General features: G+C 40.3%; 21 protein-coding genes. 12 read left to right on the forward strand and 9 right to left on the reverse strand.

The window, feature by feature from the left end:
* Positions 1 to 301 precede the first annotated feature (301 nt).
* Entirely contained in the window at positions 302 to 1,273 is a 972-nt protein-coding gene (gene ispB, locus CWB85_RS15280; RefSeq protein WP_016708607.1) for an octaprenyl diphosphate synthase, read from the forward strand.
* A gap of 97 nt (positions 1,274 to 1,370) precedes the next feature.
* Here the strand turns inward: ispB and mdh are convergent, their stop codons facing one another.
* Entirely contained in the window at positions 1,371 to 2,306 is a 936-nt protein-coding gene (gene mdh / locus CWB85_RS15285) for a malate dehydrogenase (protein ID WP_016708606.1), read from the reverse strand.
* A 225-nt stretch (positions 2,307 to 2,531) separates the two neighbouring features.
* Here mdh and argR point away from each other — a divergent pair, with 225 nt between their 5' ends.
* Positions 2,532 to 2,999 (forward strand): transcriptional regulator ArgR, encoded by a 468-nt coding sequence (argR, locus tag CWB85_RS15290; protein WP_016708605.1) that lies wholly within the window; start codon positions 2,532 to 2,534, stop codon positions 2,997 to 2,999.
* Here argR and CWB85_RS15295 read toward each other — a convergent pair.
* Genes CWB85_RS15295 through CWB85_RS15310 form a run of 4 tightly spaced genes read right to left on the reverse strand, consistent with a single transcriptional unit; the run spans position 2,996 to position 7,641 of the window.
* Positions 2,996 to 3,895 carry a Dyp-type peroxidase gene (locus tag CWB85_RS15295; RefSeq protein ID WP_138555358.1) on the reverse strand — a complete coding sequence of 300 codons (900 nt, stop codon included), beginning with the start codon at positions 3,893 to 3,895 and terminating at the stop codon, positions 2,996 to 2,998. The genes argR and CWB85_RS15295 overlap by 4 nt on opposite strands.
* Positions 3,896 to 3,943: 48 nt before the next feature.
* Positions 3,944 to 4,993: an ABC transporter ATP-binding protein gene (locus tag CWB85_RS15300; RefSeq protein ID WP_138555359.1), complete on the reverse strand. Its 1,050-nt coding sequence runs from the start codon at positions 4,991 to 4,993 to the stop codon at positions 3,944 to 3,946.
* A gap of 12 nt (positions 4,994 to 5,005) precedes the next feature.
* A complete protein-coding gene (locus CWB85_RS15305) occupies positions 5,006 to 6,637 on the reverse strand; it encodes an ABC transporter permease (protein WP_138555360.1) in 1,632 nt (543 codons plus the stop codon).
* Complete coding sequence (locus CWB85_RS15310; protein WP_016708601.1) at positions 6,637 to 7,641, reverse strand: Fe(3+) ABC transporter substrate-binding protein; 1,005 nt, start codon at positions 7,639 to 7,641, stop codon at positions 6,637 to 6,639. Before CWB85_RS15310 ends, CWB85_RS15305 begins: the two co-directional genes overlap by 1 nt.
* An 849-nt stretch (positions 7,642 to 8,490) precedes the next feature.
* On the opposite strand from CWB85_RS15310, the gene rluA reads away from it, so the two are divergent.
* The gene (gene rluA / locus CWB85_RS15315; RefSeq protein ID WP_016708599.1) at positions 8,491 to 9,144 is read left to right on the forward strand and encodes a bifunctional tRNA pseudouridine(32) synthase/23S rRNA pseudouridine(746) synthase RluA; all 654 of its coding nucleotides are present in this window, start codon (positions 8,491 to 8,493) and stop codon (positions 9,142 to 9,144) included.
* A gap of 72 nt (positions 9,145 to 9,216) precedes the next feature.
* A complete protein-coding gene (locus CWB85_RS15320) occupies positions 9,217 to 10,146 on the forward strand; it encodes a DUF3530 family protein (RefSeq protein ID WP_016708598.1) in 930 nt (309 codons plus the stop codon).
* On the opposite strand, the gene djlA is transcribed toward CWB85_RS15320, so the two are convergent.
* From djlA to CWB85_RS15335, 3 genes are read right to left on the reverse strand one after another with little or no spacing between them, the layout of a single operon-like run.
* Positions 10,129 to 11,001 (reverse strand): co-chaperone DjlA, encoded by an 873-nt coding sequence (djlA, locus tag CWB85_RS15325; protein ID WP_138555361.1) that lies wholly within the window; start codon positions 10,999 to 11,001, stop codon positions 10,129 to 10,131. The genes CWB85_RS15320 and djlA overlap by 18 nt on opposite strands.
* Positions 10,991 to 11,689 carry an N-acetylmuramate alpha-1-phosphate uridylyltransferase MurU gene (gene murU / locus CWB85_RS15330; RefSeq protein ID WP_016708596.1) on the reverse strand — a complete coding sequence of 233 codons (699 nt, stop codon included), beginning with the start codon at positions 11,687 to 11,689 and terminating at the stop codon, positions 10,991 to 10,993. The genes djlA and murU overlap by 11 nt, the downstream gene beginning before the upstream one ends.
* On the reverse strand, positions 11,689 to 12,693 hold the full coding sequence (locus CWB85_RS15335; protein WP_138555368.1) for an aminoglycoside phosphotransferase family protein: 1,005 nt from the start codon (positions 12,691 to 12,693) through the stop codon (positions 11,689 to 11,691). Before CWB85_RS15335 ends, murU begins: the two co-directional genes overlap by 1 nt.
* 104 nt (positions 12,694 to 12,797) lie before the next feature.
* Here CWB85_RS15335 and lptD point away from each other — a divergent pair, with 104 nt between their 5' ends.
* The 8 genes from lptD (at position 12,798) to CWB85_RS15375 (ending at position 22,398) form a co-directional block, all read left to right on the forward strand.
* The gene (lptD, locus tag CWB85_RS15340; protein WP_016708594.1) at positions 12,798 to 15,041 is read left to right on the forward strand and encodes an LPS assembly protein LptD; all 2,244 of its coding nucleotides are present in this window, start codon (positions 12,798 to 12,800) and stop codon (positions 15,039 to 15,041) included.
* A 36-nt stretch (positions 15,042 to 15,077) separates the two neighbouring features.
* Positions 15,078 to 16,373: a peptidylprolyl isomerase SurA gene (gene surA / locus CWB85_RS15345; protein WP_016708593.1), complete on the forward strand. Its 1,296-nt coding sequence runs from the start codon at positions 15,078 to 15,080 to the stop codon at positions 16,371 to 16,373.
* 3 nt (positions 16,374 to 16,376) lie between these two features.
* Positions 16,377 to 17,369, forward strand: coding sequence for a 4-hydroxythreonine-4-phosphate dehydrogenase PdxA (pdxA, locus tag CWB85_RS15350; RefSeq protein ID WP_138555362.1), 993 nt, complete (start codon positions 16,377 to 16,379; stop codon positions 17,367 to 17,369).
* A complete protein-coding gene (gene rsmA, locus CWB85_RS15355; RefSeq protein ID WP_138555363.1) occupies positions 17,366 to 18,172 on the forward strand; it encodes a 16S rRNA (adenine(1518)-N(6)/adenine(1519)-N(6))-dimethyltransferase RsmA in 807 nt (268 codons plus the stop codon). Before pdxA ends, rsmA begins: the two co-directional genes overlap by 4 nt.
* Positions 18,156 to 18,545, forward strand: a complete 390-nt coding sequence (gene apaG, locus CWB85_RS15360) for a Co2+/Mg2+ efflux facilitator ApaG/CorD (RefSeq protein ID WP_016708590.1) — start codon at positions 18,156 to 18,158, stop codon at positions 18,543 to 18,545. Before rsmA ends, apaG begins: the two co-directional genes overlap by 17 nt.
* Positions 18,546 to 19,361: a symmetrical bis(5'-nucleosyl)-tetraphosphatase gene (locus CWB85_RS15365; RefSeq protein ID WP_138555364.1), complete on the forward strand. Its 816-nt coding sequence runs from the start codon at positions 18,546 to 18,548 to the stop codon at positions 19,359 to 19,361.
* A 130-nt stretch (positions 19,362 to 19,491) separates the two neighbouring features.
* Positions 19,492 to 21,507, forward strand: coding sequence for a methyl-accepting chemotaxis protein (locus tag CWB85_RS15370; RefSeq protein ID WP_016708588.1), 2,016 nt, complete (start codon positions 19,492 to 19,494; stop codon positions 21,505 to 21,507).
* A gap of 483 nt (positions 21,508 to 21,990) precedes the next feature.
* Entirely contained in the window at positions 21,991 to 22,398 is a 408-nt protein-coding gene (locus CWB85_RS15375; RefSeq protein WP_158217506.1) for a DUF3019 domain-containing protein, read from the forward strand.
* 115 nt (positions 22,399 to 22,513) lie between these two features.
* Here CWB85_RS15375 and CWB85_RS15380 read toward each other — a convergent pair whose 3' ends face one another.
* A complete protein-coding gene (locus CWB85_RS15380) occupies positions 22,514 to 23,353 on the reverse strand; it encodes a MipA/OmpV family protein (RefSeq protein WP_138555366.1) in 840 nt (279 codons plus the stop codon).
* Between the last annotated feature and the right edge of the window lie 362 nt (positions 23,354 to 23,715).

A 23,715-nucleotide genomic window follows, 5' to 3' on the forward strand; every position in this document is an offset into this window, starting at 1 on the left:
AATAGCTGCATTGAGAGCGATTCAATATTTTCCTCCATTTTATATTAAATTGGCATTATGCCAAGCCTTTTTAGCGTTTGATGACAAATAAATTACACCATGCGCAAACTACCTCAAGGAATAAAAATAAGCATGTTGAATTGGCGTTAATTTCTTAAATAAAAAAGTTATCTTTACTAATTAAGGTTAAATTAAGCTGCATAACCGTGTTTTTTCAGCGAATCGTCACAAACTGTCGAGCAAAGCCGTTTTTTGTTGTACAATCAGCCCCGTATACCCATTAAATTTGGCTCGGAGATCAATGGATATAAAAGCTATCCAGGCGTTAATCGAAAACGATATGAATGACGTCAATCAACTAATTTACGCACAAATGCGCTCTGATGTAGCACTCGTCAATCAGCTCGGCTTATATATAGTGAACAGTGGCGGCAAGCGTGTTCGCCCTATGTTAGCTATTTTGGCGGCTAAGGCGCTTGGCTATGAAGGCAAAGATCATATCACTTTAGCAACTATTGTTGAATTTATTCACACGGCGACATTATTACATGATGATGTTGTTGATGAATCAAATTTACGTCGCGGTACACCAACAGCCAATGCTGAGTTTGGTAATGCTGCAAGCGTGTTGGTTGGTGACTTTATTTACACCCGCTCATTTCAGCTGATGGTAGGACTTGGCAAAATGCAAGTGATGCAAATACTTGCCGATGCCACCAATGTCATTGCCGAAGGCGAAGTATTACAACTAATGAATTGTAATGACCCTGATACCACTGAAGACAGTTATATGCAGGTTATTTACTCTAAGACTGCAAAGTTATTTGAAGCAGCCACAGGCCTTGCAGCTATTATTACCGAGCAGGATGCAGCAACATTAAAAGCACTCAATTTATACGGCATGCATTTGGGCACCGCTTTTCAACTCGTTGATGATGTACTTGATTACAATGCAGATGCAGAGCAACTAGGGAAGAATATCGGTGACGATTTAGCTGAAGGTAAGCCAACACTGCCTTTGCTTTACGCCATGCGTCACGGTAATGAAGAACAAGTACAGTTAATTCGCGATGCCATTGAACACAATAACGGTATGGATCATTTAGAGGCGATTTTAACAGCCCTAACCCAGACCAAAGCCCTAGAGTTCACAATGGATAAAGCAAACGAAGAAGCTGATAAGGCAATTGCCTGTTTAGCTGTATTAGATGAATCGCCATATAAAGAGGCTTTAATTAGCCTTGCCCGAATAGCGGTCGATCGCAGTCATTAATAACCGGTATTAAATACACAATACTTCGAGCATAAAAAAGCCTGCAATTGCAGGCTTTTTAATCTTTACCTCAACTAACAGCCGAGGTAAATCAAGCTTATGCGTTGATGAAATCAACACCTTCTTGAATGTCTTTTTTCAGCGTATCTAGCATGTCGTTTTTAGCTTGCTCTTCAAATGCGCTTAGTTCGCCGTAAGCAAGAATTTCTTCTACGCCGTTTTTACCTAAACGTACTGGGTGTGCAAAGTATGCAGCATCGCCGCCTTCAACAGCAACATAAGCGTAATCAACAACGTCTTCGCCTTGTAGACCTTTAACTAAAGACATACAAAAACGAGCTGCTGCTGCGCCCATTGATAATGTAGCTGAACCACCGCCCGCTTTAGCGTTTACTACTTCAGTACCTGCATTTTGGATACGTGGAGTAAGTGCAGCAACTTCTTCATCTGTGAAAGTAACACCTTCAACTTGAGAAAGTAGAGGTAGAATCGTTGTGCCTGAGTGACCACCAATAACTGGTACTTTAACAGTAGCCACATCAACACCTTTAAGCTCAGCAACAAATGCTTCTGAACGGATCACATCTAAAGTAGTGATACCGAAAACGCGCTTAGCATCGTAAGTACCCGCTTTTTTGAATACTTCAGCAACAATTGGCACAGTACCGTTTACTGGGTTAGTGATAATACCCACTAATGCTTTAGGGCAGTTAGCAACAATGCCTTCAGCTAGCGTTTTAATAATACCAGCATTTACGTTGAATAAATCAGCACGGTCCATACCAGGCTTACGTGGCATGCCAGCTGGGATAAGAACGATATCACAACCAGTTAATGCTTGATCAAGTGCGTCAGCACCAAAACCAGCTACTTTAACGTCAGTTGGGATGTGAGAAAGATCAACAGCAACACCAGGAACAACTGGAGCAACATCATAAAGTGATAATTCAGAACCAGCTGGTAAGCCTGTTTTTAATAATAAAGACAACGCTTGGCCGATACCGCCAGCAGCACCTAATACAGCAACTTTCATTGGAATTCTCCGTAATTTGAGGTAGGAAATATTTGTGGCTCTAAAGATAATGAAATTAACGCCTAAAGACAAATTTATCCTGCTTATTTTGCATATAATTTCGACCATAGTTGTAAATTTTTTTATTTACAACGGCGAAAGAGTACGCAAAGCTAAACAACTACTGCATAAATATTCATTTTTGTGTAGAATTTAGGTCATCAAATAACAGAGCAGAACAACCACATGCAACCACAAGATAAACAAGAAGCGTTAGTTAAAGCCTTTAAATCACTTTTAAAAGAAGAGAATTTTGGTTCTCAAGGCGAGATCGTCGATGCTTTAAAAGAACAAGGCTTTGATAATATCAGCCAAAGTAAAGTTTCACGCATGTTGAGCAAGTTTGGCGCCGTTCGTACCCGCAATGCCAAACAAGAAATGGTTTACTGCTTACCCGCTGAAATGGGGGTGCCTACCGCAAAAAGCCCGTTACGTCAGTTGGTAATTGATATTATGCATAACGAAATGATGATCATCATTCGCACCAGCCCAGGTGCGGCACAACTGATCGCCCGTTTATTAGATTCATTAGGTAAAGCAGATGGTGTGCTGGGAACAATTGCCGGTGATGATACTATTTTTATCGCCCCCGCAAAAATCTCCGAAATTGATGTAACGTTAGAGCGCGTACGCACTCTATTTGATACAGTTTAAAGCTGCTTTAAGAAATTAATTGATGGGGCGAAAAATGCTGAACCCATATCAGCTTGCGTAAAATCGAGCCAGTGGTCATAGCAATCGCCCTGCCCTAATCTACTCAATAGCATTTGCTCAAACGCATTACCCTGCGCCGCATAGCTGATCGCTAATATCCCTTGCTCATAAACATCACCATACGGCATGTTTTGATTTAGCTGCAGTGGCTGCCCTTGCTCATTCTTAAGTTCAGTGCGGGTAGCATGACTGTTGTCCTGTGCCGGCTCTATTAACTTATTGTCTAAGCGCGTACGGCCCATAATTTGTTCTTGTTCACTCAGCGGCAGATTTTGCCATACACTCAAGTCATGTTTATAACGTTGCACATGCACATAACTCCCTTGATCTTCAAAGTGTTCGGGTTTATAAATGAGTGCAGTAAGGCGCTTTTGACGGCCATGCGGAGTATCACCACCGAGGATAAAACCGTTAAAATCACGCCCATCAAGAAACCGAAAATTTCTTACTTGCTCAACAAGCTCAACATCAGGGGCGAATAACTTAAGCACTTGTAACGCAAACAGGTGATTCACATCTTCTCTGTCAGAACGAATTTGTACAAATAAATCAAATGGCTGTGCACCCATAACATGATCGTTATGGGTGATGTTAGGAAAACTCTGTAGTTGACTCGGCAGGAATTCTGGCAATATATGTGGCCAATACTGCGCCCCTACCGCAACCACGCTAGAGAGCATAGATTCAGAAAACTGATCCGCAAACTCATCTTGAATCGCGCTAACATATTTTAATTTTTTGCGTAATGACTCATCGTGACCATCAAGTACATTAAAAAATAAATGTAAACCGTGCAAGTTTGCTTCAGCACAAATCCCTGACTGCGCTTGCGCCATGATATTTCCTTAACTCAAAAAGTCCTACACGGCGTAACGCGAATGTAGTTATTCAGCGAAAAAATTAACCGTGTGCGGTGTTATTCTTATAGTGACATCTTCATTTACTAAAAATGATTGACCCGACTGAGCAGCAACATCAATTTCTTGCCCTTCAATCATGACTTTATAGACAAAGTGCGAGCCAACGAAACGACGGTTTAATACAGTCACCGTGTTTACACTACTGTGTTTTGATTGCAAAGGCGTTAGTTCTAAATGATGCGGGCGAACATAGAGTTGCCCAACGCGCCTTGCATGACTGTGTGCAAGCAGTGACTCAACTCGCCCAAAAGCAGTACTGTATTCAGTTGCTGTTAATGCTTCAGCGTCTAAGTATATGCCCTGACCAAGAAATTCTGCAACCACCTTTGAGTTTGGCGTGTTAAAAAGCTGCTCAGGCGTGCCTTGTTGCGCAATTTTACCGCAGTCCATAATCGCGAGTGTATCGGCGAAGGCAAAGGCCTCTTCTTTTGAATGAGTGACAAATACAGCGGATACTTGCTGATTTTTAATAATGCGCCGAATATCTGCAATAAGTTCAAAACGCACTTGAGTATCAATATTTGAAAACGGCTCGTCTAATAACAATAAACTGGGCTTATAAGCCAGCGCTCTGGCAATAGCTACCCGCTGCTGTTGGCCACCCGAGAGTTGATGGGGAAAACGTTTTTCACAGCCAACTAAGTGCACAAGCTCAAGCATTTCATTAACCCGTTGCTGTTTTTGTATTTTGCTCATTTTTGTTAAGCCAAAAGCAATATTATCAGCTACTGTTAAGTGCGGGAACAACGCATAATCTTGAAACATCATGCCAATATTACGGTATTCAGGCGCTAAAAATGTGCGTTCATCGCTAACAAGCTTACCACCAATAAATACCTTTCCTTGCTTGGTTGCTAGCAACCCTGCAATCGCTTTTAAGGTGGTGGTTTTACCGCAGCCACTGGCGCCAAGCAAACAGACAATCTCATCTTGAGCGACGACCAAATCCAACCCTGTTATTACTGGCGTGCCGTTATACTGATACGATAAATTTTCTAACACTAAACTGCTCATTTAACTTCTCATTTAGCTACGTTGCTCCATCGAGCGATTAACAAAATACAAAGGTACTAACCCAACCAATACAATTGCTAACGCTGAAATGGAGGCTAATTCTAATTGTTCATCACTAACATATTGAAAAACATGGGTAGCGAGTGTTTCAAAATTAAACGGCCTGAGTAATAAAGCGGCTGGTAACTCTTTCATACATTCTATGAACACCAACAGCGCAGCCGTTAAGATACCCCGCCGTAACAACGGGATATGTACCTTACGTAATGTTTGAGCTTGGCTTTTTCCCATTGATTGGCTTGCCATATCTAGGGAGGGGCTAATACGCATAAAGCTTGCCTCAACAGCGCCGTGAGCAATCGCATAAAAACGCACCACATAAGCAAAAATGATAGCAAATAAAGTACCGCTCAATAATAAGCCGGGTGAAAAACCCGCGGGTTCTAACCACGTGTTTAATTTATCATCGAGTAAGGTTAAAGGTAGCAATACAGCTATTGCTAATACCGTACCGGGCAATGCGTAGCCAATACTGGCTAAGCGCCCAGGAATAAGCGGATACGCTTGCTTAGCAATACGCTGATAAAACACCACAAGTAAGCTCAGCGCAATTGTTACTACACTCACAATAATTGCGACTTTAAAGCTTTGCCATGCATAAAAGAAAAAGGCACTATTCCACGCTTGCTCAGCATATGAAATTGCATAACCCACCAATACTGCAACAGGTAGTACAAAGGCAAAAAACAGCACCACAAAACAAAATGCGGTTGCTAACCATGCGCTTTTGCCCGTTAAGGTATATAACGTATCACTATTAACCCCTGATTGACGTTCGAATACCGCTTGATTACGGCGACTGTAACGCTCCATTGTCAGCGCAAGAAATAAAATAAGCAGCATAATTGCTGATATTTTTGCAGCTGCCGTTAAGGAGTAATACCCTAACCACGTATCGTATACCGCCGTTGTTAACGTGCTTACAGCAAAGTAATTTACCGTTGCAAAATCAGCCATTGCTTCCATACTAATAAGCGCAAGCCCTGCCACAATAGCACCACGCGACAGCGGTAAACTAACCTTATAAAAGCTATGTCTAGGTGAATGTCCCATTAACTGGCTAGCCTGTACTAACTTAAATGATTGCTCGCGTAACGCAGTTTTAAAAATCAAATAAAGGTACGGATACAACACTAACGCAATCATCATAATTGCACCAGGTAAAGTGCGGATATCAAAAAACCAATAATCGGAGGGGGCTTGCCAACCAAACCAGTTTCTCAGTGCTATTTGCACCGGGCCAGCATAATCAAACAAGTCTGTGTAAACGTAGGCGATAATATACGTGGGCATTGCTAACGGCAACATTAACGCCCACTCAAACTGCCTGCGGCCAGGGAAATCACAATAAGCAGTGAGCCACCCCAATGGTAAAGCAATGAGGCAGCTGACAACGCCAACCCCTAAAATCAGTAATAGTGTATTGCGAGTATAATCCCACAATACTGTATCCCAGAGGTGACTAAATACCTCGGAATCACCTTGCAGAGATTCAAACAACAAAAAGCATAACGGGGTTATTAACAGTAAGCCAATAACCCACGCAAAAAACTGCCATCGTGACAGCGAAAATTTAAAGCGCATTAAAGATCGAACTTCACCTCATCAATTAGCTTAAGTGCTAAAGGACGATATTTGCTAATTTCATCAAGCGCTAAACTGTCTTCCTTGAAGCTGCCCCACGATGCTACTAAGCTTGATAATTCAACGCCAGGCTTAACCGGATATTCCATATTGACCGAGGCGTACATGTTTTGTGCCTTATTGTCGGTCATATACTCAATAAGTTTCAAGGCATTTTCTGGGTTTTTCGCGTACTTGGTCATAACCACGCCTGAAACATTAATGTGCGAACCTCTGTTATCTTGATTAGGGAAGTTGATATATACAGCATCGGCCCATGCTTTTTGCTCAGGATCTTCAATCATCTTCCCAAGGTAATAACTATTGCCCAATGCTAAGTCACACAACCCCTCTTTAACTGCTTTCACTTGCCCACGGTCATTGCCCTGCGGTTTACGAACTAAATTTGCTTTCACCCCTTCAAGCCAAGTTTTTGTTTTAGCTTCGCCATGATGAGCAATCATTGATGCTACAAGCCCTAAATTATAAGGGTGCTTACCTGAGCGAGTACAAATTTTACCTTTGTATTTAGGTAAAGCCAGCTCTTCATAGCTTAAATGTGGTAATGCTCCCACGCGCTCTTTTGATGAATAAACATTACGCACCCGTTTAGTTAAGGCAACCCACTGCCCTTCACTATCACGAAACTTAGCAGGCACATTATTATTAACCGTTTCGCTGCTAATTGTTTGAGTTAAATTAAGCTCATCAAGCTGAACTAAATCACTAAAGTTTGAAGTCAGCACTAAATCCGCTTGGCTGTGTTTCCCTTCACGTTTAACTCGCTCAATTAGCCCTTTTTTAGCAAACACAACATTAGTTTTAATCCCTGTTTGCGCTGTGAAATCATCTAAAATTGGCTGAATTAAAAACGGTTGGCGAAAAGAGTAAATATTGACTACTTCGTTTGCAAACGCGGGGGCGGCTACCACTAAGCCAACTAAAACTGCTAATGTTTTTTTCATAAGTCGCTTCCATATAAATAATAACAATTATCATAACTTGTCCCTTGAATCTGTGCACCCATTAAATCGTAATCAAAGGTGACTACACCCATAATGGAAATCACTTGTGCGATATATCTCACGGTTATGACAGCTATTGAGTATAAAACACGATAAAAAACTGAAGCATACAAGGTAACTATTTAAAAAATAACAACTTTAACATCATTACAAAATAATGACCTAATTTTCGTTGTTGTTTTTAGCCTATTTTGTTTGCAGATTCTCTCTATACTTACTTCATCGGTTAAGCAGTGACGCTTAAATGAGTAAACGGACAAGGATTGCTTACTCATAAACCTCGTATTTTAGGTTACGTTAGGAAAAAATGGACTCATGGACAGGCTCAGGAAGAGTAACACTATGGATAGTAAATAAACGGACAGCGTCAAGATGATGCGAAAAGGATAAACAACAGGGCTCGCAAGAGAGTTGTTAGACAGGAAGTTAAAAAAGCGGACGAATGGACAGGCCTTGAGGGCAACGCAATGGAACTGTTAATAAATGGATAGCATCAGGACGGTGCGTAAGGGATCGGTAATAGACATTACCAATAGGGATGACAAGGAAGCACACAGGAGATAGGCTCGGAGCGCCTTCATCACGCAGAACGAACAAGTAACAGCGTGATCACATGGATTTGTAAAGATTAGGAGTTGATTAAGTTCAATTGCAGGATGCAGAAAATTAGAAGATTCCGCAAGCGCGACTAGCGATAGTTCGCGCTTTTCTTTTGTCTGAAAAACAACTCATTGTATATAAGCGCTGACTTCTCTAAAATAGCGCGCTGATAAACCACTGAGGCCCGCCGTGTTAATTAACTACAACCCCCCACTAGATCCGTATTTGAGCATTATCTTTCAAGATGATGACTTACTGATTGTTAATAAGCCCAGTGAACTACTCACCGTACCAGGCAAAGATCCTAAACACGCTGACTGCTTAATTGCTCGCGTTAATCGCGTATTTCCTACCGCTAGAATTGTGCACCGCTTAGATATGGCAACCTCTGGTATTATTTGTTTAGCGATGAATAAAGCTGCGCATCGTAATTTAAGTATGCAATTTCAAGAACGCCAAACAGCTAAACGCTACATAGCGCGGGTTTATGGAAAACTAGAACCACAGTCAGGATCGGTTGATTTACCGCTGATCTGCGATTGGCCTAATCGACCAAAACAAATGGTTGATCATGATAATGGTAAGCCATCATTAACTCACTACAATGTGATTGAATATGAAGCACATGCGACACGGGTAGAGCTTACCCCAATCACTGGCCGCTCTCATCAGTTACGCGTACATATGTTATCACTAGGACACCCAATTTTAGCCGATCGCCTCTATGCTCATGCCGATGCATTAGCTGGTGCAAAACGACTTCAATTACATGCACAAATGTTGCAACTAGCGCACCCGTTAACAGGACAAATCATGACATTTACGGCAGAGCCTGATTTTTAAGTCCTAAAATCAAGGCTAAACTTTTTATCATTCAAGCCGATAACGACTTATTGACTCATCGTGGTGGCTGATATGATTACTGGTAAACAATTTAAAATACCGCAATTAATAGGCTTAGCTATAGGTATTACGCTATTGACACCTGTACTAGCTGCCGACTTTATTACACCCACTCCTTGGTCAACCGTTGTCAGTAGCGATTTATCACGCTTAATGCCACAAGACGAGTTAAAGCCGCTGCTTGCTGGTGACACTGAGTTTTTGAGCTTATATCGTCAGCACATGAGTGCTCAGCAGCGTGGTGTGGTATTGATCATTCCTGACTGGCAGCACTTACCGACCGATAACGATGGAATTAATTTTTTACGCACCCAACTAAATGATTTAGGTTATGCCACATTAGCAATGACAGTACCTGATATTGACTGGCAAGCCGTACCAACTGAAGCTGAAAATCCTCAAAGCAAGCCAGCTAATAGCAACCAAACTGAAAGCGATAACAATGATGATTCGCCTACGACTCCACCGGCTAAACCAGTGCATGTTGAGGCGATTGCGCAAATAAGTAATGCAATAATCGATAATTATAAACTCAACTTAATCGCACGTTTTAATGCGCTATATCAAAGTGCATTGAATGAAGATGGCAAAATAGTGGTCATTGCCCAAGGTGCGAGTGCAGCAGTGTTACTCGAGCATTATGCCCAATACCCAAGCACTAATATTGATGCGTTTATCAGTCTCAGCAGTTACTTACCAAATAGTCAACGAAATCAGCAACTCAACGCAACAATCTCAACGATTAGTCCACCATTGTTAGATATTTACTACAGTGTTGATAACCCTGATTTACTATTAAGTGTGGCGGATAGAAAACGTTGGGTAAAACGCCATAGCAAGTATGACTACCGTCAACGTGAACTATTTGGCTTGCGCTCAGAGCCACAGCAACATGAGCGCCTCACCAAAGAAGTAGACGGCTTTTTACGCCGCCTTTTTTAAGAACTCATACGCAGCTTGAATGTCTTGGCTCTTCTTTACCGCCAATTCCATCATGTGCTTAGGCAACCCTTGAGAAACCAATTTATCAGGGTGATGTTGCGCCATGAGTTTACGGTACGCGACTTTTATGTCTCGCGCACTCGCTTCATTATTTAAACCCAACAAAGCTAACGCTTGAGTACGACTCATACCAGTATTAGGTGGCACGTGATGACCTGAGCCTTCTCGATAACTGCTACTTTGCCCATTTTGGCGCTGTTGCTGTTGTTGGTAACGCTGTTGTTGCTGGCGAAAAGAAAACTCAGCTTGGTAGCGCTTAAGCACAAATGCAAAGTGAGTTTTAGAGATCCCCAATAATTTACTGACCTCTTGCAATAGCTCTTTTTCTTGCGCTGCAAGCACCCCATCAGAAAACGCCATTTGAATTTGAATTTCTAAAAACAACTGCAGTAGATCATGACGGCGTGCAAAACGTTCTTTAAAATCAAACACGGTTTCTTTAAGCGAAAAGTCGCTGTCTTTTCCCGCTTTAAAAGCATCCTGCGCTTCTTTTCGATCATCTCCCGTCAAGCCCATTTCATCCATAAATAAGCTAGCAGCACGAATATGAGTTTCGCTTACCCGGCCATTTGACTTAGCAATGTGCCCCATGACGCCAAAGCAACTGGTGAAAAATAGCGCTTGGCGTTGATGAATGTCGTCATCACCTTTAAATAAACTTGCAAAGCCACCTGCTTTATCAAAATTTTGCTTTAAGCTTTTATCAAACATATGGCCTAAATATAAACCTATAAATAAGCCTATAATGCGCCCAAACATAAAGCCAAAACAGGCACCTAAAATTTTACCCCACATGTGGCGCTCCTAGATTGTGAAAATTATTCTGCTGCGCTATCAGTGACTCATTCAATTGCGCCAATCGCTCCGGCGTACCAATATCATCCCAACGACCAATATACAGCTCAGTAGAGACAAGCTGCTCAGCCAATTTTTCTTTTAATAACGGCCCTAAGCGATGAGACCCTGCAGTGATCCCAGCAAAAAATTGTTGATGGAAACGGCTAATACCAGAGAAAGTGTACTTCGGACTGGCGTCATCTAAATGGCGCAAAGTAAAGTCACCATGTGGGTTATGCGGCGGGTTTTCAACTAATACTATGTGCCCTTCCCCATCATCTAGATGAATATGCAGCAATGAACTTACGTCATAATCGGTAAATATATCACCGTTAATAACAATAAATTGCTCTCCCAGTAAAGGCAGAGCTTGAATAATACCGCCTGCGGTTTCAAGCCCCTGTTCAGGCTCTTGGCTATACTCAATCTGCACACCGAGTTGGCTGCCATCAGCAAAGTAATCACGAATTTTATCACCTTGCCATGCAAGGTTGATTACAAAGTCAGTAATCCCGGCACTTTTGAGTCGTTCAATATGATGTTCTATTAATGGCTTACCTTGTACCTTTAACATTGGTTTAGGTAAATTTGCAGTTAATGGCATCATACGTTGACCGCGACCCGCGGCTAGTATCATCGCTTTCATTATTTATCAGGTGCTTTATCAAGTGCCACTATTGTAGCCGGTATAATGGTATTTTTAATCCAAAGACCTAACTCCATTAATGACGGATGATCTTGAGCAACATCACTAATATAGTGCAAGGTTGGCAATACATTGTCCATATACCCTGGTTTACCATCACGTAAATTCAGCCGACAAAAAATACCAGCGGCTTTTAAATGACGCTGAATGCCCGTTAGATCAAACCATTGTTTAAAGGTTGTAAAACTAATATTGCTGATCAATCCCTGTTGTTCAAACTCGCTAAATGCATGCTCAAGTAAATACTCAAGTTCATCGTGAGGAAGTTTAAAATAGCAGTCCCGCAATAGCGAAACTAAATCATAACAAACCGGACCTTGCACAGCATCTTGGTAGTCAATAATTGCCCATTGTTGTTCACTGCGCATAATATTGCGACTATGGAAATCACGATGCACTGTCACACTTGGCTGAGCAAGTACGTTAGCAATCAGTAACTCGCAGCTAGTTTGCCAAAGTAAGCGCTCAGCAGGAGTGATTTTTAATTGTAAAAACGCTTCGACCAGCCACTGTAAAAAAATACCTAGCTCTAATTCTAAGAACGCACGATCGAAATCTTTCATATGTTCAACTGCAGGCATTTTTGCCCATTGCGCACTGAGCTTTATTAAATGCTTATAATGATTGATGCGCTCTTTATCATCGAGCATATCAGCAAGGTGCACATTACCTAAATCACTTAATAAAAAGAAACCTTGTTTTTCATCAGCGTGTAATATTTTCGGTAATTTAAATCCATGATCAGAAAAAACCTTATTCAGTTCTATATAAGGTGTGTTATCCAGCTTAGTTGGATCTGAGTCCATGACTATATAGCTCTCTTGACCACTGTTTAAGCGGAAGTAGCGACGAAAACTCGCATCTCCAGTGATCGCAGCAAGTTGATATACTTCATCTTCAAAATGCGGACTTAAAAACTGCTGTAAACTTTTATAACGGTTCATTTCGTAATGATATCTATTTTTCACTAAGTCAATTACTGTATTTGCCATTGTTTTCCTTTATTATGTCACTCTTATATTCAACGACAGCGTATTAAGGTTAATAAATGAGCAAAACCTGGGGCATAATGATGCTAAGTGTGATCAGCGCACCATCGCTTGCCGAAACTGAACTTGCACACAACTTTTGTGGCAATTCAATGCAAACCAGAGCTTGGCAACCGCTTGCTGGCCTTGATTTAGGCATGGTCGATATCCAATCAAATGATATTGAATTACTTGGTACCCAAAGCGCAGAATTTACCGGTAATGTTGATATTAACACCCTTACTATGAGTTTGTCCGCACAAAGTGCGCTAATTGACAAACAGCGTGGGTTACTTAATGCAACGGGCCCTATTACTTATCGTGATGCAATCAGTGAAGTAAATAGTGCTGGTCTCAATGCTGATTTAAATAACTCTGAAATCAGTTTGCTCGGTGCCGATTATAAACTAACCGATCAACAAGGCCACGGCGGTGCAGAAAAGCTCACAGTGAACCAGTCTGGCTTAGCACTACTGAACGCAAGCTTTACTACCTGCCCAAATGAAACGCCATTGTGGGCAATTCAAGCTGAAGAAATCTTACTCTCTCGTGAAGAGGGCTGGGGTGAAACCCATGATATGGTACTGCGTATTATGGACACACCAGTGCTGTACTTACCGTATTTTACTTTTCCGATTGATGATCGCAGAAAATCAGGCTTACTGACCCCTAACATTTCCAGTTCAGATCGTTATGGCATTGAAAGCATCACACCATATTATTGGAATATTGCACCTAATTACGATGCCACTATAACGCCACGCTATATGTCTAAAAAAGGCTTACAATTACAAGGCGAGTTTAGATATTTAAGTGATAGTAACGAAGGTTTAGTTGCGCTTGAGTATCTAGATAAAGATGACTCTGAGCCTGAGCTTGATGAGCGATTTCTGTTTCATTGGCAACAACAAAGCTATTTTGATGAAAACTGGCGAGCAGCGATAGATATAACTAATGTCAGTGATGACAACTACCTCACTGATTTAGATTCAAATTACGCGACTCGAACTGATACGCAGCTTTATCGTACTGGTTCACTCTCTTACTTAGGCGAAACTTGGCGCACGGATATCAAAGTACAAAACTTTGAAGTATTAGGTGATCATATTGAGTCTTATGCTGCATTACCGCAAATTAGTTTTTCGCAAACGACACCGTTTCTCTTTAACGATATTGAGTTAACACTCAATGGCGAATTAAGCCATTTTACCAACGATACGGCAATTATAGAAAAAGCCACTCGGGTACATATTGAGCCTAAAGCTAGTTATGGTTATCAAGAACATGCGTGGTCGTTTCTGTCGGAATTTAGTGTACTACACACTAATTATAAACAAGAGGGCGACTTAGCTAACACCGATTATGCTGAAACAGTATCACGGACCTTGCCAAAAGTGCGTTTATATAGCCAGCTAAACTTTGAACGCGATACCAGTATGATCGACAATGGTATTCAAACTTTAGAGCCGCAAGTTCAGTACCTTTACACACCAGACAAAGATCAATCTGATATTGGCTTATATGATACAACAAAGTTACAAGATGACTTTTTTGGTTTATTCCGCGATAGCCGCTTCTCAAGCGTTGACCGCATCGCCGCTGCAAATCAATTTACACTCGGTGCTACTACACGATTATTTAATGATAATAGTGAGGAGCTGTTTAACTTTAGTGCTGGGCAAATCTTCTATTTAAGCGATTCAGCTAAACCAACTGCACAAAATCTGGATTCAGATACTAACTATAATGCCTTGTTTGCCGCGCAAACCATGTTACATTGGCACCGTCGTTGGTATTTATCCGGTGGGATTCAATATGACACAGATGGAAAACAAATCATTCAGTCAAATGTAACCCTAGATTATAAAGGTGACGATAATCAACTCGTCCAATTGAACCATCGCTATGCAAATGATGTCTCAGGCAATACAATCGAGCAAGTTGGCTTCTTTACTAGCTTCCCGCTTAGTGAACAATGGCAATTTGTAAGTAGCTATCACCGCGATTTAGAAAGCGGCCGTAGCGTCGAGGTATTCAGTGGATTGCAATATGAATCTTGCTGTTGGGCCTTTCAAGTTACTGCCCGTCGTCAAATTGAAACTGATTTAAATCAAGCGATAGGCCAAGAACAAGCCACTTTTGATTCAAGTATTGGCTTTAATATTGTCTTAAAAGGGTTAGGTAGTAAAAGCCGTTATGATGCACAAAAATTATTACAACAAGGTATTTTTGGCTATCGTAGACCGTATTTTCTTAATAACTAGTATTACCGTACTATTAGCAAGAGTATTAGAAAAAGTATGAATTTAAAAAAATTATTAGCATCCGCAGTATTAACGCTTGGTCTATGCCAAAGCGCTTTCGCAGCCCCTGTTGAAATCGACAAAGTAGTGGGTATTGTCAACCAAGGGGTCATTTTACAAAGTGAAGTTGACACTATTGTTAACCGAGTTAAAGCCCAAGCCAAAGAGCAAGGCCAAGAATTGCCTTCTGATGGCACTTTACGTATCCAAGCAATGGAACGTTTAGTAAACCAAACACTGATGATGCAATTAGCCGAACGTATGGGCTTAGAGATTTCTGATAGCCAACTTGATCAAACCTTGATTGGCATGGCCAAAGAGCAAGGCGGTTCAATCGCAGATTTACGCCGTACAATTGAAGCATCCGGTGAAAGCTTCCAAGCTTACCGTGAAGAAATTCGTAAAGAAATTACCACCCAGCAAGTCATGCGTGCAAACGTTGACCGTCGTATTTATATCAGCCCACAAGAAGTTGATAACTTATTAAAAATTATGGAAAGCCAAGGTCAAAATACTGAAGAATACGATATTGGCCATATTTTAATCGACATTCCTAACAACGCCACGGCGGACGAAATTGCAAGTGCAAAAACTCGTGCTGATAAAGTGATCGAATTTTTACAAGAAGGCAAAGAATTTAAACGCATCGCGATTTCATCATCAAGTGGCTCGAAAGCACTTGAAGGTGGACAATTAGGCTGGATGAGCATTAATGAAATGCCATCACTCTTTGCCGAAGCCGTTAAAGGCACCAAAAAAGATGCCATCATCGGCCCACTTCGTTCGGGCGCTGGTTTTCATATCATTAAAGTTCAAGATATTCGTGGCCGCCAAGTTGTTGAAACAACGGAAGTTAAATCTCGCCATATCTTAATCAAACCATCTATTATTTTAAGCGAAGAAAAAGCCCGTAATATGCTCAATGGCTTTGCTAAAGATTTACGTGCCGGAACTGCGGATTTTGCTGAACTTGCTAAAGAGTATTCAGAAGATCCTGGCTCAGCACTAAAAGGGGGTGAGTACGATTGGACAGACCCTACAACCTATGTGCCACAGTTTAGAGACACTCTGTTATCACTTGATAAAAATGAAATAAGTGACCCATTTAGAACCACATTTGGCTGGCATATTGTGCAATTATTAGATAAACGCGTGGCTGATAAAACAGAGATTGCAAAACGAAATCGCGCTCACGGTATGCTATTTAATCGTAAATTTAAAGAAGAAAGCTTTAACTGGCAGCAAGAAATGCGCGAACAAGCCCATGTTGAAATTTTCCCAATTGATGAATAACCAATGACACTACGTATTGCTATTACTCCCGGCGAACCTGCCGGGATAGGCCCGGATCTATTGTTACAACTTGCTCAGCATGACTGGCCAGCACAACTGGTTGTGATTGCTGATAAACAGTTATTACTACAGCGAGCCAAACAACTGGGGTTAACAATTAAGGTGATCCCATTTGATGAAAGTGCCCCTGCAACACCGGCTCCCGCAGGCAGCATCTATCTACACCAAGTAGATTTAGGTGCTGAGGTTGAAATGGGTGTATTAAATGATGCCAACGGTCAGTATGTACTCGATACTTTGCGCATCGCCTGTGAAATGAATATGAATGGTACTTTTGCAGCGGTCGTCACTGGCCCGGTTCATAAAGGCATTATTAATAAAGCAGGGATTTCTTTTAGTGGCCACACTGAGTATTTTGCTCAGCAATCTAACACGCCTGATGTAGTCATGCTGTTAGCTACGGAAGGTCTTCGCGTTGCATTAGTAACGACTCACATACCACTGGCTTATGTATCTCGTGCTATTACAAGTGAGCGCCTTACTAAAGTAACCCGTATCTTACATCATGATTTACAAACAAAATTTGGTATTGAGAAGCCACGGATTTTAGTTTGTGGGCTTAATCCACATGCGGGAGAAGATGGCCATTTAGGTCGTGAAGAAATCGATACAATTACACCAACGCTTGAACAACTCAATAGTGAAGGAATGAATCTTATCGGTCCACTGCCTGCAGATACTTTGTTTCAAGATAAATACCTGTCACAAGCTGATGCGGTGCTCGCAATGTATCACGATCAAGGCCTACCTGTGCTAAAATACAAAGGTTTTGGTAAATCAGTTAATGTAACGCTAGGTTTGCCGTTTATACGCACTTCAGTTGATCACGGTACGGCGCTCGATTTAGCCGGCAGCGGTGATGCTGACGTTGGTAGTTTTGAATTAGCGATCCGCGAAGCAATTAAGCTCGCCCATGAAAAAGCACAAAATCAATGACAGATAAAGTACATTTAGGACACCGCGCCCGTAAACGTTTTGGGCAAAACTTTTTATGCGATGAAATGATCATCGATAAAATTGTCAGCGCAATTGATCCTAAACCGCAGGATAATTTAGTTGAAATCGGCCCAGGTCTTGGCGCTATCACTGAGCCTGTAAGTGAATTAAGCGGCCATTTAACGGTTGTTGAACTCGATAAAGATTTAGCCCAACGCTTAACAGAACATCCTTTTTTAGGACCAAAACTGAGCGTGCATCAAGGCGATGCCATGCAGTTTGATTTTTCAAGCTTGATGAAAGATGAACGTAAATTAAAAGTCTTTGGTAACTTGCCTTACAACATTTCAACACCTCTACTTTTCCACTTGTTTGAGTTTGCTGACAGTATTGAACATATGCACTTTATGCTGCAAAAAGAAGTAGTAAAACGCATGGTAGCAGGCCCAGGTAGCAAAACATTCGGTCGTTTGAGTGTTATGACTCAATATTACTGTAATGCAATACCAGTTATTGAAGTGCCGCCTGAATGCTTCAAGCCTGCCCCTAAAGTCGACTCTGCCGTTATTCGCTTAATACCGAAAAAACCAGAGCAACGTACAGCAAAAAGTACTAAAATCCTGAACACTGTGTGCTTAGAGGCCTTTAACCAACGCCGTAAAACACTACGTAATAGTTTAGCCAACTTGGTCACTGCGGATGAATTAACAAGTATCGGTATTGATATTACCTTACGCGCAGAAAGCCTTTCGTTACAACAATTCATTGATATAGCAAATTGGATTTATGACAACAAGCAGTAAATTGGGCTCGCCCATTAAAGTCTCGGTAGAAACATTTTATGTTGAAGGTCAATCACAACCTGAGCTCGATAAATATGTCTTTGCCTATTCAATTACCATTAAAAATCACAGCTTATGCAGTGCTAAATTAATTAGCCGTTATTGGTTGATCACTGATGCAAATGGTAAAGAAGTTGAAGTACAGGGTGAAGGTGTGGTCGGTGAAAAGCCAACGATAGGCCCTGGTGAAAGCTATAAATATACCAGTGGTGCAGTGCTCGACACGCCAGTCGGCACGATGCAAGGTTACTATACCTTGAAGAATGAGTTCGGCACTGAGTTTGATGCACCCATTAACGTTTTTCGTTTAGCACAACCTAATATTTTGCATTAAATGGCTAACTATGCAATTGGTGATCTACAAGGCTGTTATCAAGAATTTCAAGCTTTGTTGCTGCACGTTGATTTCAACCCAAGTAAAGATCACCTTTATTTAGTGGGCGACATTGTTGCCCGCGGCCCCGACTCCCTAGCCTGCTTAGATTACTTATACACACACCAAGATAGTATCACTGTAACCTTAGGCAATCATGATTTACACCTTATTGCCAACTACTTGCTGAACAAACCAGCTAACCCCAAAGATAAACTCGCCGCCCTATTGAGCTCAGAAAAGCTGCCCGCTTATATTGCCATGTTACAGCAACAACCGCTCGCGCTATGGCTTAAGCAAGAGCAAGTGTTTATAAGTCACGCAGGTCTCAATCCGGCCTGGTCTATTAAGCAAGCCCTACAGTACGCACAATTTGCACAAAACTGTTATCAAGGTGCTGATGCGAGTGACTATTTCAAACATATGTATGAGCAGCACCCAGCTGTTTGGAATGACCAGCTTACTGAGTTTGAGCAATTTCGCTATATTGTGAATTACTTTACACGAATGCGTTTTTTAACCCTTGATGAACAATTAGAGTTAACCTTTAAAGGTGGTATTGCTGACTCAAATGCAATGATCCCTTGGTTTAAACACCCTCGATTTAACACATTTAAAAAGCACATTGTCTTTGGTCATTGGGCGGCTCTTGAGGGCATTACTAATCATGCAAATATTCACGCTTTAGATACTGGCTGTGTATGGGGAGGCGCTATGACCTTACTAGAATTAAAAAATAAACAGCGATTCAGCATTAATTCAGCTAATTCTATCTAAATAAACTGAAAAAAAATTCATCTTCTGTTAGATTTATTGTAATGAATGTTAAAAGTAATTAAATTTAATTACTTAACTTATCTGCAACAAAGCCGATAAAGTCTAATTGCTACTCTTTATGGAATTTTATATGAACTTAACTGTCAGTCAGCGTATTTGGGGTGGATTTATTTGTATCACCTTATTACTTCTTTTAATTGGAGGTAATTCACTGTTCAGAATCGCAAATATTAATAATTCAGCGCAGCAAGTGAATCAATTATCACTGCCAGCCTTAGAGCAAAGCTCAGACTTACAAGTTGAATTTATTTTAATGAGCAAAGCTGCACAAGCAAGTTTTTACACAACCTCGGCGGCAGAACTTGCACCAATCCAACAGTCAGTCTTAGAGCAAAAGCAACGCTTTGATAAATCTTATTCACAATTACAAGACGTTGTTCGTGATAACCCTCAACTTAATCAAAGTAGTCAAAACGTAGAACGTACTTACAAAGGTTTCATCAAGTCAGTAGAAAACTTATTAAAAGATAAAAGTAATCAATTAGAACTCAACAAGTCACTACGTGCTCAATTAGAAGCCATTGAACTGGCAGCTGAAGATGCCAATTCTGTGGTATTAGATATCATTGATATAGATGGCTTAGAAAACAATGATAGCAGAGCGTACCAAGCTGCTAATAAATTAGAGAATAATTTTTTATCACTAGTAACAAACAGCACTGATATGCTGACAGTGAAAACTCAAAATACATTAGATATCGTTAAAAATGAGCAACTTTATTATCTAGAAGAAATTGAACGTAGTTTAAATTTACTTAAACCTGCGGTAGAAGCTGCAGATCCTGGTTTATACAATGACCTCAATAATTATTTTGTTTCTATTCGCGATAACATTCTTGGAAATAATAGTATTTCTGCGAATAAAAAGCGTTTAATTGATGTTATTGCCACAACTGAAGCTGAACTCGCACAAGCAGAGCAAGCCACAACAACGGCTTTAAAACAACTCAATGAACTCGTTGAGCAAGCAAGTAATGTCGCTTTTGAATTACAAAAAGAAGTTAGTAGCGATGTTGCTGCCGCCAACCTTTGGACTTGGATTGGCATGATCAGCGCTACACTTTTAGCTATCATTGTGGCTTATATTACGGTGAATCGTATAATAAGACCATTAGCAGAAGTTAACCGAATTCTAGATATCGTTGCCAGTGGCGATATGACTCAGCGTCTTGATGATAGCGCTAAAGATGAGTTTGGTGAGCTATCACGAAGCTGCAATACATTAATTACAAGCTTACGTAGCTTGATCCAAGGGATTATATCTCGCTCCACACAGCTGGCCGCTGCATCGGAAGAAACTTCCGCTATCACCGGTGAATCAAGCCAAGCTATTCGTAATCAGCAAGCGCAAGTGGAGCAAGCTGCAACAGCAACAACTGAAATGAGTAGCACGTCACAAACGGTCAGTAATAGTGCTCAACAAGCTCTTAAAGAAATTAAAAATGCAGACAAAGAAGCTGATCGCGTTAAAGGAATTTCAAACCAAAATAAATCAACAATTGAGCAGCTTGCCCGTGAAGTGGAGTCTGCATCTAAAGTTATCAATAAGCTGCATCAAGATAGCGCTTCTATCGGTAGTATCTTGGACGTTATTCGTGGTATTGCTGATCAAACCAACTTACTTGCACTTAATGCGGCTATAGAAGCTGCCCGTGCTGGTGAGCAAGGTCGCGGTTTTGCTGTAGTTGCTGATGAAGTACGTTCATTAGCAAGTAAAACACAAGCCTCAACACAAGAAATTCAGGCTATGATCGAGTCGTTACAAACTGGCGCTGAAGCCGCTGTAACGGCAATGTCTAAAGGCAAACAGCAAGCGGACTCTTGTGTGGAGCAATCTGATTTAGCCAATACGGCGCTTGATTCAATTACCGCCGCTGTTGCTCTAGCCCATGATGTAAGTGAAGAGATCTCAACAGCAGCACAAGAGCAACAACAAGTATCCCAAGAGATCAGTGAACGTCTTGAATCAATTGTCGCAATTGCAGAGCAAACAGCAGAAGGAGCAAATCAAACTAATATATCTAGCTCTGAAGTTGCTAAACTTGCAGAAGAGCTACGCTTATCTGTAGATGAATTTAAAGTCTAAAGTAAAAAGCCGTACTCATTGTTGAGTACGGCTTCTACCATAACTCAGCTCAACAGTTCACACTTTTCAGTCCCCAGAATAGAATATAACGTGAGAAATAATCGTTATATCTCGCTATATTTAAATATATTTATTACTCAATTTTTTAATATAAGAAGTAAATTAGTTGCTAGCTAGGATTTACTCTCCGCTTAATAATGTGTATTATTTTATGTTAATAAACAGTAGCTATGAGCTTGTTAAGCTTAAATTTATTCTTTATAACTAAAAATTTACTGAATACGATTTATTGCTGTTTAAAGAAATTAAAAATAACAAGTTAATAGTAGCTACAATATAAAAATCACTTTATTTGTAAAGCTTAGAATATCCATAAAAAATTATCACTCTAAGCGTGCAGCTAAAAGTTTTAAACATTGCTAAAACCCGCTATTATAAATAGGTCTTTCGTTGTGTAACACTCTCAGGATTCTAAAAGTTGATGTGAAAAACATACACAAAACAATAACATCTTTAGCTTTTCTTTGCTGCACAGCATTGTGCTTCAATTGCTTTGCAACCTCGGAGGACAAACCTTTTTTTAAAGTTTCACCAACAGTATGTATTACTGAAACCAAACAAGCAGTCTGTGAATTTAATATTCAAGTGAACTTTATCTTAACCCCATTTAAAGAATTATGTATCGAGATCTCAAACCGTCCTCAATATACTCAGTGCTATACCCAAAATGGGCTCATTGAAGAAAGATTTAAAATTGCTGCAAGTAAAGAGTTTAAAGTGCAACTAATTGATCCTCTAAGCAATCTAGTAATCAAAGAACAAATGCTCTCTGTCGCTAATTATGAAGCTAGTGACTACCGTTTACGACGACGCTTTGGCTGGAGCTTATGATAAATGATGTAGTGATTGGTATAGTCTAATTACAAAAAACTGACGGTAACTGTAACTACTGTGGATTTTGAACTATTCGATAAGTATATGCAGTTGCGCACCAAATTCCTGACTTCTAAAAATGATAAGTCACACCCATAAATCCTGAGAAGTAACCATTTTCATTAATTATTGGGTTATTCGCTAACTCACTATCTAACCATGTATATTTAAGTTTCATATCAAAACTCAATTGCTCACTAATAGGATACTCATATGCCATCTTTAAATGATAGTTGAGTGCGCTTTGTAATTCGTACTTAGTTAGCCGTGATAAGGCTTCTGTTGGTGCAATGGTATAATAATATTTAATCAATTCACTACTTTTATAATTTACACCAGCTTCAATTCCGAGTACTCCACCTAAAACTGAAAATGACTGATAGCCATTAAGTTGTACTTCATGACCATTGTGCACGCCAGTAATATCTTGTAGCACGGCTAACTCTAACCACGAATCGGCAAATAACTTTAAGCCTGATGAGAGTCCAGCTAAGTAAGACAGATCACGCTCTATTGGAGTCAGTGAAGTCGTTGGAGCTGAGGGACGGGTTGGAACTTTTGGATTATCAGAGACAATGCTTGTAGCAAATAGCTTATCGATACCGTCTAATTTAAAGAAGAAACCATCATCATTAAAGCGCCCTGCTATATCGATATAATAACGCTCACTTTCAATAAGACTATAGCCAAGAGCAAAATTATCGACATACCAACGGTCACCATAATATGCAAAGTTAGGTAATATTACTGACGTAATATTTTTAGAGCTAGCTACTGGGTTTTGAATACCACCATAACCGAGTGTAATACTCGCATGTAATGTTGATTTTTTTATTAATTGCTGTTGTTTTAAGTCATTTTGTGCGCTTGCACTTACGCATACAAAACACAACAACCCTAATAACCTCATCATTGTATTCAAACCACCTTAATTTTATTATTTTACTGCATAGAATCAATTTTGAGACGAATAGCAGTAATAGCTACAGTTTAACGATCATATCCTCTGCGAGTAAAATTGTATAATAATTTAAACAGATATATTAAAACCAATTTCAATGTAACACAAAGCACAGAAAATTAAATAAAAGGTACATTTTGCTACATTAGCTAATCATTGGTACTAATCGTTACTCTCTTGATATATCAATAAAATATCAAAACTACTCACTAGCATTAATTTTTCTATATATACGAAAAAAGGGCCCTTCTGGGCCCTTTGTTACATAACACACTTAGGGAAGTGATTAATTACGTTTTACAGTACGACGTCTT

Source organism: Pseudoalteromonas sp. S1727 (assembly GCF_005886375.1).
Classification (GTDB): domain Bacteria; phylum Pseudomonadota; class Gammaproteobacteria; order Enterobacterales; family Alteromonadaceae; genus Pseudoalteromonas; species Pseudoalteromonas haloplanktis.